The following is a 14234-nucleotide window of genomic DNA, read 5'->3' on the forward strand; positions in this document are numbered from 1 at the left end:
TCACCGAATTAATTTTTATGCTTCCATAAAATAGGATTTGGGGGATTGTTGAATATTTTATGGGAGGGGAAGAAATGTATCAGGTTATCGCCATGTATGCGACTGTTTTCTTTGTTTTCCTGCTGGCGCTGGCTTTTGCGTTTGTTTACGGTGAATCCAAGCGCAGCGGTGAATATAGTGCCATTCAGGAAAGAGGATATAAAATAAGGAAATTCTATTTTCTCGGACTTATTGCAATTATGGCTTTTGCCACAATTATGACGCTTGGCAGGCTGCCGTATGACCGAAATCAGGCAGAAGCGGAAGGCATAATTGAAACTAAGGTAGTAAAGGTAACCGGAATCCAATATGCATGGGAGATGAGCGAGGAAAGATTCGAAGTTGGGGACAAAGTTCAATTTGATGTGACGGCTTCGGATGTTACCCACGGTTTCGGATTATACAATGAAAAAATGGAGCTTGTCGCACAAACTCAGGCCATGCCTGAATATACAAATACCGTTTATTATACATTTGAAGAGCCAGGAACTTATCAGATATTATGTCTTGAATACTGTTCTACCGGCCATCATGTGATGGTCAAAGAAATTGTTGTCGAACCGGAAGGGGGAGCATCTGATGAATGAAGCTATTCACCCTTTAGCCAGGAAAGCTGTGATATGGCACCTGGCAGTGACGGCACTTGTTATAATTCTTATGATGATCTTTGGGGTTATTATGCTGATGAATCAGGGGGAAATGATCAGCATCACACCGCAGTGGTTTTATAAAATCATGACTGCGCACGGAACAGGCATGGTTGGCATCGCGGCATTGGGCGGAACGGCCATTCTTTGGTACTTCCTGTCTAAATACGTAAAGCTTAACCCTGCCATTCTCATTGTAAACTTTGTCCTTTTTTTATCCGGAGTCACGATGGTCCTCATCTCGATTTTTGTCTTTGACTTTTCAGATGGGTGGACGTTCTTATATCCGCTTCCTGCTCAGTCAGCCAAAATGTACGGGGCAGCAGGGGCAGTTTTCTTCTTATCTGGCATGCTAATTCTCGGCATTGGCTTTTTGCTTCTGTACATGTATCTGGCTGCAAGGCTGACAGCAGTTTATGGTGGTCTCGGAAAGGCACTCGGATGGGATATCATTTTCAGGGGGAAGAAAGGATACGGGCCTCCTGCTGCTGTCGTGGCAACAGCCATGGTTATCATCACCAACTCGACTGCACTGCTGGCAGGTGCCACGGTGCTGGCCGCATCATTGGTGAATATTATCAATCCGGCCATTACGATAGATCCGCTGCTTGCCAAGCATCTTACCTATGCGTTTGGCCATATCTTTGCCAACTGCACCATCTATATGGCTGTTATTGCTGTCTATGAAGTCCTTTCAGAATATACAAAACGGCCGTGGAAAGCTAACAAAGTCTTTTTAATTGCTTGGAACTGCTCAACCCTTTTTACCTTAATGATTTATACGCACCATTTACTCATGGACTTTGCAGTGCCAAAATGGATGCTTATCATCGGGCAGGTGTTTTCCTATGCAAACGGCTTGCCCGTTATGGTCGTTACGGCCTACGGCGCGCTGATGATTGTCTACCGCTCGAGGATGAAATGGGACTTTGCCTCAAGCCTGTTTTTCCTTTCCATGTTCGGATGGGTTGCAGGAGCAATTCCGGCCATCATTGATGCCACTATTGTTGTCAATCATGTGATGCATAACACGAAATGGGTTCCGGGCCATTTCCATACGTATATGGGTATGGGTGTAGTCGCCATGATTATCGGATTTATGTATTATTTCAATAAAACCGAAGGCAATCAGCAGCACAGGGGAATCGATACATTCACCATTGCACTCTATTTTGCGTTTTTTACGGGTCTGGTGGGATCTTTCCTTTATGCAGGCGGAATCAGTGCACCAAGAAGATGGGCGGAGCACCTGCCGCAATGGGTGCTGTCCGATCAGGTTGGCGCCGTCAGCGGAATCTTTATCGTTCTGGCTGCGATCATCTTCACCGCAAGGTTTTTTGCCGGATTAAGAAGCGTTGGCACAAACGTTCCATACAACAAAAACTCAGCTGCTGGATGAAAATTAAAAACTCTGGAGAAAATATTCTCCGGGGTTTTTTGCGGTAAAGCAATACTCAGAAATTCTAAAAATAGATTGCGGAAATCTATTTCCGATCTTCTGCAACATTGTCACCCTGGCATGCCTTAACTAATGCATTCTCTTTATGTCTGCTGGCAGCTTTTAAAGCCGGGAAGCAGCAATATTTTTCAGAACAGCGTCCGCTTAAAAGGAAATGCCGATCCTAAAGGACCGGCACTGTTATTAATTACGCATAATGATATAAATCAAATACATAATGTAAGAGGCTGCGAGAAAGCCACCCTCATATTTTCCAACAGCATAATGACTTCTTGAGAAGATAAGGAGCACAAATGTAATTAAAATTAAAATCGTAATATCGACGAACATTTTAGGATCTACCGGAAGCGGCGATATGGCAGCCGATGCCCCAAGGACAAACAGAATGTTGAAGATATTGCTCCCGACAATATTTCCTAAAGCAATTTCGCTCTCTTTTTTTATGGCTGCAGCGACTGAAGTTACCAGTTCCGGAAGAGACGTACCGATGGCTACAATCGTTAAGCCGGCCAATGTTTCGCTCATCCCCAATGCTAAAGCAATTTCTGTACTGCTTTTAACAACCAGGTCACCGCCAAAAATAATGGCAGCCAATCCGGCAATCGTCAAAAGACTTTGCTTTGTCCATTGGGCAGTACTTGTTTTGACAGGGTCAGACACTGTGCTGTTTCGGCTCTCCCGGGCCACTTCAAATAAGTAGTACATGAATACAGCAAATATCAGCAGCAGCACAAGGCCATCACTGCGTGAAACCACATTGCTTTTGATAGAGTCAAGATATGTATCACTGATGAAAATCATAAGTGCGGCCGTGGCAAGCAAAGTGAAGGGAATCTCCTTGCGGATGGTTGCACTTTCAACTTTTAGAGGGAAAATCATGGCAGTCACACCGACCACCAGCGTGATATTAAAGATATTACTGCCGACAACATTTCCTATAGCCACATCCGCATTTCCATCCAGCGCAGCCAGAATGCTGACAGTGGCTTCAGGTGAACTCGTTCCAAATGCAACGATTGTCAGCCCGACCAGCAGCGGGGAAATCTTTAGAAACCCCGCAATTTTTGAAGCGCCATCCACAAAAAAGTTTGCTCCTGCAATCAATAAAGAAAATCCAATAATTAAAAGTAAATATGACACTTTTACAAATCACCTCTGTTTTTACTTTGATTAACCAATTATGGCTTTAATTAAAAGCCGGGACTATTTTGCCGGACCGCTTCATTTGATTTCCGCTTCTTCTTTCAATACCTTATACCAGCTCTCAGTTTCTGCAGAATCTTTGCTGTTCACAAAGATCTGCTCATCTTTAAGCTCAATGTACAGAATCGGCGTATTGCCTTTCTGGATGAATAATAAGCAGCTGCCATAGCCAGTCACTTTAAAATGCCCCTGTGAAAGGGCAGGGAGGCCAATTCCATTCTGCTTCCAGGTTACCTCAGGGATTTTCTCCAATAATTGAACAGACAGAATATCCCGATAAGCCCATTCGTCTCCGTACATTCCGGTGATTTCAAATGAATCCTCTGCTAATGCCATTTCATAGCCTTTATGGCTGTAGACAGTCAGGTAAATGAGAGGGCCAAGCGTCACGATAAAAAGAATGAGAGCGATAATATAACTTCGTTTTCTCTTAGCCGGGACTTCATATCTGGATAAATAGATGAATCCTCCAAGCAAAACAACCAGCATAAAGCCGAATTGCACTTCCGCGGCGAATCTGAATCCTGTAAACGATAAAGGCAGAAGGACCAGCATCCCGATAGCGGTGCCAATGAGCAGAATGCCGGTTTTTTGCGGATAACCGCTTTTAATTAACTGTTCTTTTTCGATCTCTGGCCGCGAGGCGAAACCGGAAATGAGCCAGTAAGCTTTTTTGACTCGTACAGCCCATCCCAGAACCAGGAAGAGCAGGATCACAGAAATCTGTGTAATGACAAGTCCAATCATGGCAAAAACCTCCTTGTTATTCTTTACGGATAAGTCCGACGTATTGTTTCGTTTTTGGTATAATAATAAAAGAGTTTCTTTTAATAATGTATTGGAATAAAAGGAGGCACATCCTTGAAAAACAAAAATATTTTATTTTATATATTAGTCACGCTTTTGATCACTACTGTTGCCAGCATTGTCATGGGCTACCACAATTTCGGCTTTGGGGTAGGCTTTCTGTTCGCATTTTTGTCTCTTTCCACAGGATATTTCTATTCCATGAAAAACCGTGAATACATGCATCAGAATTACCATGCCGACTATGTGGATCGCTTAAAAAATAATAAAAAAATCTAAGAGCGGTTCCGCTGGTATTCAGCACTCCTCTAATATATGCTTAATTTAAAATAATAGAGGAGGCTGGCCATGAAAAACCAGGAAAAGATGGGATTGCTTCTGGATGTGGAGACGACAGGTCTTGGACCAAATTCCGATGAAATCATCGAACTCGCATTAAAGCTGTTTTCCTACCGTGCGGATACGGGTGAGATCCTTGATATAAAAGAGAAAGCTGCATTCCTGCGGGAGCCCGTCAGCAAATCGGCCAAAAACAATTACAGCCGCGCTTTCAGGGTTCACGGGATTCCTTATGAAGCTGTCAGCGGAAAAAGTTTTGATGATATCAAAATAAAAAAATACTTCTTTCATGCTGATTCTGTTTTCGCTCATAATGCATCCTTTGACCGCAGCTTTTTGTACCGGATGTATCCTGAAGATATTAACGAATTAAAATGGTATTGCACGATGAGAAGTGTTCCATGGAAAGAATACGGCTTTACAGACAGCAAGCTGCTGACGCTTCTTCAATCCCACCGGATTGCAGACAGCCAGACACACCGCGCTATGGATGATATTACATACCTCTTGGAACTGCTGAAAAAAACAAATCCGGCCGGTGATTTCTATATGCGTGATGTTCTGGCAAAAGGCCCGATGAGAAAATACCAGCCAGCAGCCCAGGGCCGGCTCGGTTAAAAATCTATACAGAAAAGAGTGCACACAGGCACTCTTTTTCTAATCATTCTTCAGTAAAGGCAGTATGATGTTCACTGTCGTCCCCTTGCCGATTTCGCTATCATACTCAATCGTTCCCTGCATTTCACGGATGATTTTGTTCGTAACCATGCTCCCCAGGCCTGTTCCCTTTGTTTTCGTGGTGTAAAAAGGCAGACCGATATTTTGTAATTGCTCGGATGTCATGCCCCGCCCATTATCCGCAATCGTTAATTTAACGGTATTAAGAAAATAATCTGCTGAAGTATCGATAGAGATTCTTCCTTTTTCCTGAACCGATTCAATTCCATTCTTGATCACGTTCATGATGGCCTGTTTTAGGTGGTCTTCATCACCCCTCACATAAAATGGCCCTTTATTCCCGTACTCAATCACAACATTTGAATAAGAGGCAAGCGGCCTCATGAGCAGGACGCAATCCTGAATCACCTCATGCAGGGGGACATTAGCCAGATGAAACTGTTCGGGTTTTGAGACTTTAAGATAGTTGGTAATGATGCTGTTTGTGCGATCCAGTTCTTCAATTATAAGAGGGGAGAACTTTTTAAAGTTCTCATCCGCCGTATCCTTGCTCAAATATTGAATGAATCCCCTCACAGTAGATAAAGGATTTCTGATTTCATGAGCAATCGAAGCTGCCAGCTGGCCTACCATTGTCAGCTTATCCATATACACCATTTCACTGATCTGTTTATTCGTTCTGAACAGACTCTCAATTATAAGTATTAGAGCAATAAATGTCAGGTAAAATGCTGCGAAGTAGGTCAGATAAAAAAAAGTGTCCAGAAACATCACGGCTGTCGCAAGGATCGATATATACAGGTAAAAATAAAAAAAGAGAATAAGTGAACCAGTTATCACCCGGTGTTTGGAATTAAGAAACACTCTTCTTAGGGAAAATGTAACTACAAAAGATAAAATAGAAACCAAAATTCCAATATAAATAAACTGGCCGCCTATTACATAACGGGTAATGACGGTACTCAGCATCACGATGGATCCCGGCAGCCATCCTGCATAAAGCGTCACAATCATGATCGCAGCCATGCGCAAATCAAAATGGGTTTCCCCAAGTGTTTCAATGGGGTAAAACATACACAGAAGTGCCCCGAATGAGCCAAGCAGGCCGTATATCAATTTTTGCATAAAGGTAAGAGGGGCCTTTGTCTGATAGGGAAAAAACAAATTTCCGTTAAACGTAAATGAGAATAGTATCGTAATATTTACCAGTAAAGGTTTAATCAGTGTAACCAATAGTCTCCTCCGTGAGTGATCAAAATAAAAGGCCGCTCCTTAAGGGCGCAGGATTTGTTTGACCCGGCCCACCTGCCCATCTTCAAGCCTTACTTTAATGCCATGCGGATGGGAAGAGGCCTTCGTTAAAATGTCTTTCACGATTCCTTCTGTCAGTGCACCTGTCCGCTGATCTTTTTTTAGAACGATCTTCACCTTTAATCCTGGCGCAATGGCAGCTCGATTTTGGCCTTCCATTAGACACCCGTCCGTTTCCGCTGATTATTGGTCTTCTTAGTTTGCTGGCTTTTCAGCGCTTTCGTGGATTTAACCGGGGCATTATTGAACGTTCCGCCTGACTGACCCTGCTTTTTATTCATAAGCTGCTGTTTCATTGCTTCTTTAAGGCTGATTTTTTTTGGTGTATTATCTTCTATATTAGTCATGTTAAAGTCTCCTTTATTTACATATCCCTCTATTATAAATCATTAACCTATTAAAAGAAATTTCTCAGAGAAATAATCTTTTCACCTGTAACTTTTCTGAAAAATAAGTCTTTAGAATCACGCTATTTTCTATCAAACCATACCTTCCTCCTATTTTGAAAATACTGAATATTTTGTAATATTTAGATTATAGAAATAGATTATAGGGAGTGAGTTCATTGTTAAAAGTTCTATCAACTTCAGCTTTATCCCTTGCTTTAGCTGGAAGTGCCGTTTTTGCAGGAGCCGGACCGGCAGATACTCAGTCTAAGCAGGAAAATAAGCATCAAATAAGCCTTGCCCATCATGTCGGTGCATCGCCGGAGCTTGCTGCAAAAGCAAAAGAACTGGGCATTGATCTGTCAAAGGCAGATCCTGCTGAGAAAGCAGCCAAGGCAGGCGCTAAGTTCCAGCAGCCTGGCGACAATCATGCAGCATATAAAGAAGCAACAGGGGATATACCAGTTCTGGTTCTTCTCGCAAAGTATCCGGATGGCGATGAGCCGGTCGGCGATATGCCTGGACAAGTCCCGGCTAAATATTATGAGGATTTAATTTTTGGCACTGAGTATAACCCATATGAGCTGCCTCAGTTCGAGAAATACGACGGTCCGGATGTTCCAAAGGATCGCACGATGCAAAACGCTTATAAGGAATCCAGCTATGGCAAAACCAATCTGGTCCGCAAGGAAAATACTGAATTTGTCTGGGTGGAGATGCCAAAAGGTGCTTCATATTACTTGGATCAGGAAGGAAAGTTTGCTGAAAACGGCACATATGTAAATGGGAATGTGAATGGGGATGCCCATTCAGGCGAATTCATTCGTGACTTGCTGAAAGCAGCAGACGATCAGGTTGATTTTTCGAAGTATGCCGAAAATGGGGAAGTGCCTAACATTTTCGTCATCCATGAAGGTACAGGTGCTGAATTCAGCCGTGACCCGGCACAATTCTGGTCTCATAAGTGGAATATCCTGAGCGCGCTATACTATGGCAAATACTATGAAACTGGCAATCCGGCACCAGCAGAGGAAGGGATGTCAGAAGAAGCCTGGATTGATAAAACCGTTGCAGATGATATGACATATGATGGTGTAATCGTTAATAACTACAACATCCAGCCGGGCATCGGAGGAAACGTTGCCGGATTTGATGCTGCAACAAACACTTACAAGGAAGAAGCAAAAACAGGTCCATTCCCTGCACAAACTGGGGTTTATGCCCATGAATTTGGACATGCCCTGGGATTGCCCGATTTCTATGATACGGTCTATAGCTCTGAAGGGGTAGGGAACTACTCGATGATGGCAGGCGGATCATGGCTGCGCTATCCGAATAAACCTGAATTTAGCGGAAACTCCCCGGCGCACTTTGATCCATTCTCTAAAATTTTCTTAGGTTGGGTAAATCCGGTTGAAGTGAAACCGGAAGATGAGCCGCAAACTATCACACTGCCTCCAATCAATAAAGCGACTGCTGACAACGGCATCGTCAAAATGGAAGTGCCAGGCTCAAACGGAACGGAATACTTCCTATTTGAAAACGTTCAGCAGGATGGCTTTAACAAAGGATTTATCCGTCAGGGTGAGGATGCGAAAGGCTTAGTGGCATGGCATGTAGATGAGAACATCATCAACCTGTACCAGACAGCCGGCTTCCGTCCAAACAATGTGGAAAACTGGATGAACAAACGCTTCCAGTACAACCAATCGGAAACAGCAAGTGACGGAACAGTCGTTACGCATTATGGATTATCTATCCTTCAGGCAGACGGCAAGTATGACCTGGAGAAAAATATAAACCGCGGGGATGCTGGCGATTTCTTCAAAACAGGAAGCAAAATCACACCTGTCTCCGGAAATGTTCATACGGGCTCTTACTATTTCTGGAAGGGCGACAGCTCAACACCGGCTGACTCCGGAATCCATGTAACAGGCATTAAAGAAAATGCGGATGGATCCATCACAGCGAAATTCTTCTATAATTCGAACAGCAGTACAAAATAATAGACAAACAATCCGAGCAGGCTACCCTGCTCGGATTTTTGTTTAAAGACTATTTTTCTCATAAACTTGCAAGTTTGCATAAATCGCTCCAAGAACAGGAGCATCTAAATTCAGCAGTTCAGCCTTTTTCAGCAAGTATCCGAAGAAATGATCCGCTTCAATAGCCTGCAGCTTTTCCATATCCCGCTGCAGTGAAGATTTCATTTCATAGCCCATTTCATGAATTTTTTTAACCTGCGTTTCTTCAATCCCATCAGCCAGCGGAGCACCCAGGCCTTTCATTATGACAGATGCCTCTTTTAGTACCTCTTTAATCGAATTTAATCCGAAAGCCTGCTCGCGGATCGGACCGATAGGTGAGCGGAACAGGGAGGTAACGCCGGAAAGCGTGGAAATAAACAGGTACTTATGCCACATCTCCTGTTCAATATTTTCAGAGAGGCGGAAATTTGCTTTTGTACCTGAAAAAGCTTCTTGAAGCTGCAGAATCCGCTCTGTTTTCTCACCGGAACGCTCCCCGAAAACCAAGTCATGGACAGGGCTGGTCTGAACCACTTTCCCATTTTCACCAAGAGTGGTTTCAATAAAGCATAGGCCCCCCAGAACGTTCTCTTCTCCGAAAGCAGCTGTCAGCTGATCCATATGAGCAATTCCATTTAAGAGAGGAAGAATCAAGGTTTTATGGTCTGTGTATGGACGGATATCCCTTATGGCTCCTTCAAGATGATAAGCTTTGGTAGAGAGCAGGATGACGTCGAATGAATCCGCCTTTTCTCCAGCCTGAATCGTTTTCGGGGCAGGAAACTCCATATCCCCATGCACACTTTCCGCTTGCAGCCCGTATTTCTCAAGCTGAAGTTTTCTTTTTTTCCTTACCAAAAACGTAACATCCACGCCTTTTTCCAAAAGCCTTCCGCCAAAATAGCCCCCAATGGCTCCGGCTCCGACAACCAATATTCTCATACTATAGTGCCTCCTTTGTTTAAATGGAAAAGTGCACGCATGTACGTGCACTTTTGCCAGATTGCTAAGTTAAATAGAAGAAGAAGCCTGCTCCTGATAACATAACTGCTGCTAAAATCAATTTGGCAGAATGGGAAAGTGAATCCACGCCTTTCGCGTTTATTCTCTTTTCTTCCTCATTTACCGTTTCCCGGTATTTGGGATTACAGCAGCCCATTAAGCAGATTTTTTCCAGCCGGAAATATCCTCTTCAAGCGGCAGATTGTTCGCCCGAGCTTTTTTAGCCGCGGAGAAGAACAGGGCTACAAGAGCAACTGTGCCGATTGCACCGCCAATCCAGGCAGCATTCCAGGATAATCCGAAACCGATTGGTGCATTTAAGATATACGTTAAGACCATCAGCAGCATGAACGTGCCAGGAATAAGCGAAATCCAGTAATTTTTCTTTGCGATATACAAATACATGGCACCGACAAACAGTGCGATGACTGCTGTTGATTGGTTTGCCCAGCTGAAGTATCTCCATAGAATGTTAAAGTCGATTTGCGTAAGCGCCAAGGAAGCAGCAAACAATGGAATCGCGATCCATAAACGGCTTGAAATTTTCTTTTGTGAGAAATTGATATAGTCAGCAATAATCATCCGGGCACTTCGGAATGCAGTATCACCGGAAGTGATTGGAAGGACCACAACTCCAAGAATAGCAAGCGTTCCGCCGATCGCACCAAGCATCATAGTGGAAGCTTCGCTGACGACTGCTCCCGGACCGCCGTTTGCAAGGAAATCACTTAATCCGTTATAGCCATCAAACAAGCTCATTGCAGCAGCAGCCCAGATCATCGCGATAATTCCTTCTGCAATCATCATGCCATAGAAAATTTTGCGTCCCTGGTTCTCATTCTGAGTTGTCCGGGAGATAATCGGTGTCTGTGTCGCATGGAAGCCGGAAAGTGCACCGCAAGTGATCGTGAAGAACAGCAATGGGAAAATAGGTGCGTTAGCCGGATGGAAATTCTGCAGTGAAATTTCGGGAATATTAGCGCCGGTCGCAACTAAACCGATCCCAACACCAAGTGCACTGATTAAAAGCAATGCTCCAAAGTATGGGTATAAGCGGCCAATAATTTTATCAACAGGCAGTAAAGTCGCCAAAATGTAATAAATGAAAATTGCAGCAATGATAAGGGTTACAGATACCTTCTGATCCATCACCACATAAAGCAGATCAGCCGGAGTCGTAACAAACACCGTACCAACCAATAACAGAAGCAGTACAGCGAAAGCGTTCACAACATGCTTCATGACTTTCCCGAGGAACTTACTCGCAAGCTCAGGCAAATGTGCGCCACGGTTGCGGATGGAAATCATACCTGTTAAATAGTCATGAACAGCACCGGCAAAAATACAGCCGACCACGATCCAGATAAAAGCCACAGGTCCGTAAAGAGCTCCCATAATCGGACCGAAAATCGGGCCGGTACCAGCAATATTCAACAGCTGGATTAAAGAGTTCTTTGGTGTGCTCATAGCGATGTAATCCACACCGTCAGCATGTGTGTAGGCAGGCGTCGTACGTGCCTCCTTCACACCGAAAACTTTTTCAACAAACTTGCCGTACGTAAAATAACCAACAATTAAAAGTGCAATACAGGCTAAAAAAGTTATCATATTTATCCCCCTTTATGAATGCGTTTACATTAATTATATAAAAGAAGGAGAAGATTTGAACAATTTGTGTCCAACATGTAAAAAATGAAGATTAAAAGGCAATCAAGGGGGATTAAGATGCATAAAAGGGTGGGAATGATTCGAAAATTCACGATATTTATTGAGGTACAACCACCAAAACAAAAAAGCACCGTCCCGATGCTTTTTCACAATTCCAATCGCACCCTCAGTGCCTTCACATAGTTCCTGCTCACAGACAAGAGTTCTTCCCGGCCTTCCATCTCAAGCTGATAGGCCCCGTTAAACCAAGGGGTCAATCGAGTTACATACTCCAGATTCACCAGGTAACTCTTGTGAATCCTGAAAAAAGAGAAGGGTAAAAGCCTGTTCTCCAAATCCTTCAGCGGGGTTTTGGTTTCATGGTCTCCGGTCCTGGTGATAATCCGGGATACTTTTTCATCCCGGTAGATATAGAGGATTTCTTTTGGCTCCAGGTAAAGAATTTCTCCATCTTCTTCAACAGCCAGTTTGCCGGCCGGCTTGCCGATGTCATTTTCTTTTTTTGCGCCAATCAATTTTTCCACGCGCCTGATGGTCTGCTCGAGCTGTTCTTCGTCGTAGGGCTTCAGTAAATAATCGGTTGCTTCATAGCGAAAAGCTTCAGCAGCAAACTGCGGGTAGGCTGTTGCAAAGATGATAAGCGGTACTTTTTTCAGCTCGTGCAGGGATTTGGCCGCTTCCATTCCATTCATTTTAGGCATCTCGACATCAAGGAAAATAACATCCGGCTGAAGCTGGAGGGCTTTCATCACCGCTGCTTCGCCTGATTCAGCCTCGCCGACAACCTGAATTACAGGATATTCTTCCAGTAAATGCTTTAATTCATCTCTGCTGTACCGTTCGTCATCAGCGATTAAGGCTCGGATCGTTTTTTCCATCAGCTTTTTCCTCCGTTTGTGGAATGGCGAATTGGATGTCAGTGCCTATGCCTGGTGTGCTGGCAATTTGCAGCGAAGCTTCCTCACCAAACATCATGGTCAGCCGGCGGTTTACATTGTACAATGCAAGTCCTGATCCCGATTCTGACTGCAGGGTTTCCTTGCCGAGCTGCTCGGCTCTTTCCCGGCTCATTCCCTGTCCATTATCCTTCACTTTTACTTTCGTCATTCCGTCCTGTTTCTGAATTTTGATCATAATGATACAGTCTTGTTCCTTGTTCTTAATCCCATGCTTTACGGCATTTTCCACAATCGGCTGCAGAGTGAGCGGGGGAATTCTCTCCAGAAGGGCCTCCTCTTCAATGTCATATATGACTTTAAGCCGATCCACAAACCGGGTTTCCTCTATTGATAGATAGGCCTTTACATGTCTGAGCTCCTGTTCAAGGGTCGTACAGTTGACTGTTGTGGCCGTAAGGTTCTGCCGCAGAAAATGTGATAGTGATACAAGCAATTTCCGTGCCTGGGCAGGCTCGATCCGCACAAGGGAAATTATCGTATTTAATGAATTAAATAAGAAATGCGGTGAAATTTGCGCCTGCAGCGCTTTAATTTCAGCTTCCTTTGCCAGTTGGTAGGCTTTATCAGCCTCAGCGATCTCGAGCTGATTGCTGAGCAGAACACTGAGCCCCGAAATCAGCTCCATTACGAGATTTGTCATTTCTTTTTCAGAAGTGAAGTAAAACTTCAGCGTTCCGATCGTTTCGCCGCGCAGCTTTAAAGGAGCGACAATGGCAGCACCAAGAGGACAGTTCTCCTCCCGGCAGTGAATGGTCTGGTCATTGGCAGCCACGATTTCTCCGTGTTGAATGACATCCCGTGTGATCTGGGTCTGAATTGGGCTTCCGGAACGGTGATGGTCATTTCCAAGGCCGACATGGGCAAGGATTTCAGTGTGATTAGTGATTGCAACTGCTTTCATTTGAAGTTCCTTATGTAAAATCAGGCAGACTGCCAGAGCGGACTTATGATTAATGCCTTCCCGAAGGTGAGCAAGGGTCTGGTCTGCGATCCGAAGCGTTTTCTGTGCGTGAAAAGCACCTGCCTTTTCTTCTTCGTTAATGACATTTTTTATGATCAGCAAGAATAAGGCACTTCCAAGGCCATTTGCTATAATCATGGGAATCCCAATCATTTCAACAAGCGCTACCGCTTTTTCCATGGGCCGTGAAATTCCAAGGATAATCAGCATTTGCACGGCTTCAGCCGCAGCACCAATGAAAAAGGCTGATGACAGCTTCACATGTTCGTTCTTTCGGCGGAAAAAGCCGGCAAGCAGCCCTGCCACTATGGATGCAAGTCCGCAGGCGATTCCGGTAAAGCCGCCAAGAGTAAACCGGTGGAACCCTGCTATAATACCCGCACCAATTCCTACTTTAGGACCGCCAAGCAATCCGGCAAGCACGACACCGATCACGCGTGAATTGGCAATGGCTTCATCTGAAGCAAGCTCGGATGCCCAGCGGTTAAACTGCAGAGTGTCTGTATTAAAGGCCAGGCCGGAATAGGTTCCAATGATGCCAAAGAAACCGAAAAAAAGAATGGCTTTATACTCCTGCTGCCGTTTTAAGCGTTCCCCATATATCATCTCTCTGAAAAAGCGGAACCTTGTCAGTATTAGCGCAATGGTGACAATAATTCCAAGCCGCTCCAGCATTGTAATCAGCAGTTCCAGCATTATTTAGGCCCCTTTAAGCAAGTCTTTTATCATTATTTTAATAGATTAAAGA

14 protein-coding genes are annotated in these 14234 nt (G+C 44.2%); 5 read left to right on the forward strand and 9 right to left on the reverse strand.

What is annotated here, in order from left to right:
- The first annotated feature begins 74 nt into the window (after positions 1–74).
- Together PBF_RS01390 and PBF_RS01395 are read left to right on the forward strand one after the other, a co-directional pair.
- A complete protein-coding gene (locus PBF_RS01390; protein ID WP_035326116.1) occupies positions 75–626 on the forward strand; it encodes a cytochrome c oxidase subunit II in 552 nt (183 codons plus the stop codon).
- Positions 619–2085, forward strand: coding sequence for a cbb3-type cytochrome c oxidase subunit I (locus PBF_RS01395; RefSeq protein WP_035326122.1), 1467 nt, complete (start codon positions 619–621; stop codon positions 2083–2085). Before PBF_RS01390 ends, PBF_RS01395 begins: the two co-directional genes overlap by 8 nt.
- 243 nt (positions 2086–2328) lie before the next feature.
- Here the strand turns inward: PBF_RS01395 and PBF_RS01400 are convergent, their stop codons facing one another.
- Complete coding sequence (locus tag PBF_RS01400) at positions 2329–3285, reverse strand: calcium/sodium antiporter (RefSeq protein ID WP_035326124.1); 957 nt, start codon at positions 3283–3285, stop codon at positions 2329–2331.
- A gap of 81 nt (positions 3286–3366) precedes the next feature.
- The gene (locus tag PBF_RS01405) at positions 3367–4095 is read right to left on the reverse strand and encodes a DUF3784 domain-containing protein (protein ID WP_035326126.1); all 729 of its coding nucleotides are present in this window, start codon (positions 4093–4095) and stop codon (positions 3367–3369) included.
- A gap of 114 nt (positions 4096–4209) precedes the next feature.
- On the opposite strand from PBF_RS01405, the gene PBF_RS01410 reads away from it, so the two are divergent.
- The gene (locus tag PBF_RS01410; RefSeq protein WP_035326128.1) at positions 4210–4434 is read left to right on the forward strand and encodes a hypothetical protein; all 225 of its coding nucleotides are present in this window, start codon (positions 4210–4212) and stop codon (positions 4432–4434) included.
- A gap of 69 nt (positions 4435–4503) precedes the next feature.
- The gene (locus tag PBF_RS01415) at positions 4504–5112 is read left to right on the forward strand and encodes an exonuclease domain-containing protein (RefSeq protein ID WP_035326130.1); all 609 of its coding nucleotides are present in this window, start codon (positions 4504–4506) and stop codon (positions 5110–5112) included.
- 39 nt (positions 5113–5151) lie between these two features.
- Here the strand turns inward: PBF_RS01415 and PBF_RS01420 are convergent, their stop codons facing one another.
- Genes PBF_RS01420 through PBF_RS01430 form a run of 3 tightly spaced genes read right to left on the reverse strand, consistent with a single transcriptional unit; the run spans position 5152 to position 6830 of the window.
- The gene (locus PBF_RS01420) at positions 5152–6405 is read right to left on the reverse strand and encodes an ATP-binding protein (protein ID WP_035326132.1); all 1254 of its coding nucleotides are present in this window, start codon (positions 6403–6405) and stop codon (positions 5152–5154) included.
- Between the two features lie 39 nt (positions 6406–6444).
- The gene (locus PBF_RS01425; protein ID WP_035326135.1) at positions 6445–6642 is read right to left on the reverse strand and encodes a YwbE family protein; all 198 of its coding nucleotides are present in this window, start codon (positions 6640–6642) and stop codon (positions 6445–6447) included.
- The gene (locus PBF_RS01430) at positions 6642–6830 is read right to left on the reverse strand and encodes a hypothetical protein (protein ID WP_035326137.1); all 189 of its coding nucleotides are present in this window, start codon (positions 6828–6830) and stop codon (positions 6642–6644) included. Before PBF_RS01430 ends, PBF_RS01425 begins: the two co-directional genes overlap by 1 nt.
- Positions 6831–7039: 209 nt before the next feature.
- Between PBF_RS01430 and PBF_RS01435 the strand changes: the two genes are divergently transcribed.
- Positions 7040–8875 carry a M6 family metalloprotease domain-containing protein gene (locus PBF_RS01435; protein WP_235192177.1) on the forward strand — a complete coding sequence of 612 codons (1836 nt, stop codon included), beginning with the start codon at positions 7040–7042 and terminating at the stop codon, positions 8873–8875.
- A 42-nt stretch (positions 8876–8917) separates the two neighbouring features.
- Here PBF_RS01435 and PBF_RS01440 read toward each other — a convergent pair whose 3' ends face one another.
- From PBF_RS01440 to PBF_RS01455, 4 genes are all read right to left on the reverse strand, one after another.
- Entirely contained in the window at positions 8918–9838 is a 921-nt protein-coding gene (locus PBF_RS01440; protein ID WP_035326141.1) for a ketopantoate reductase family protein, read from the reverse strand.
- Between the two features lie 216 nt (positions 9839–10054).
- Positions 10055–11506, reverse strand: a complete 1452-nt coding sequence (locus PBF_RS01445) for a carbon starvation CstA family protein (protein ID WP_035326143.1) — start codon at positions 11504–11506, stop codon at positions 10055–10057.
- 206 nt (positions 11507–11712) lie between these two features.
- The gene (locus PBF_RS01450) at positions 11713–12444 is read right to left on the reverse strand and encodes a LytR/AlgR family response regulator transcription factor (RefSeq protein WP_035326145.1); all 732 of its coding nucleotides are present in this window, start codon (positions 12442–12444) and stop codon (positions 11713–11715) included.
- Positions 12413–14182 (reverse strand): sensor histidine kinase, encoded by a 1770-nt coding sequence (locus PBF_RS01455; RefSeq protein ID WP_035326147.1) that lies wholly within the window; start codon positions 14180–14182, stop codon positions 12413–12415. Before PBF_RS01455 ends, PBF_RS01450 begins: the two co-directional genes overlap by 32 nt.
- Positions 14183–14234: the final 52 nt, after the last annotated feature.

The sequence above is a fragment of the Cytobacillus firmus DS1 genome (genome assembly GCF_000565285.1).
Classification (GTDB): domain Bacteria; phylum Bacillota; class Bacilli; order Bacillales; family Cytobacillaceae; genus Cytobacillus; species Cytobacillus firmus_A.

Coding starts and splice junctions, on each gene's coding strand:
- PBF_RS01430 (WP_035326137.1), bottom strand. CDS start 6,830: ATGACTAATATAGAAGATAATACACCAAAAAAAATCAGCCTTAAAGAA.
- PBF_RS01425 (WP_035326135.1), bottom strand. CDS start 6,642: ATGGAAGGCCAAAATCGAGCTGCCATTGCGCCAGGATTAAAGGTGAAG.
- PBF_RS01455 (WP_035326147.1), bottom strand. CDS start 14,182: ATGCTGGAACTGCTGATTACAATGCTGGAGCGGCTTGGAATTATTGTC.
- PBF_RS01415 (WP_035326130.1), top strand. CDS start 4,504: ATGAAAAACCAGGAAAAGATGGGATTGCTTCTGGATGTGGAGACGACA.
- PBF_RS01445 (WP_035326143.1), bottom strand. CDS start 11,506: ATGATAACTTTTTTAGCCTGTATTGCACTTTTAATTGTTGGTTATTTT.
- PBF_RS01395 (WP_035326122.1), top strand. CDS start 619: ATGAATGAAGCTATTCACCCTTTAGCCAGGAAAGCTGTGATATGGCAC.
- PBF_RS01405 (WP_035326126.1), bottom strand. CDS start 4,095: ATGATTGGACTTGTCATTACACAGATTTCTGTGATCCTGCTCTTCCTG.
- PBF_RS01450 (WP_035326145.1), bottom strand. CDS start 12,444: ATGGAAAAAACGATCCGAGCCTTAATCGCTGATGACGAACGGTACAGC.
- PBF_RS01440 (WP_035326141.1), bottom strand. CDS start 9,838: ATGAGAATATTGGTTGTCGGAGCCGGAGCCATTGGGGGCTATTTTGGC.
- PBF_RS01390 (WP_035326116.1), top strand. CDS start 75: ATGTATCAGGTTATCGCCATGTATGCGACTGTTTTCTTTGTTTTCCTG.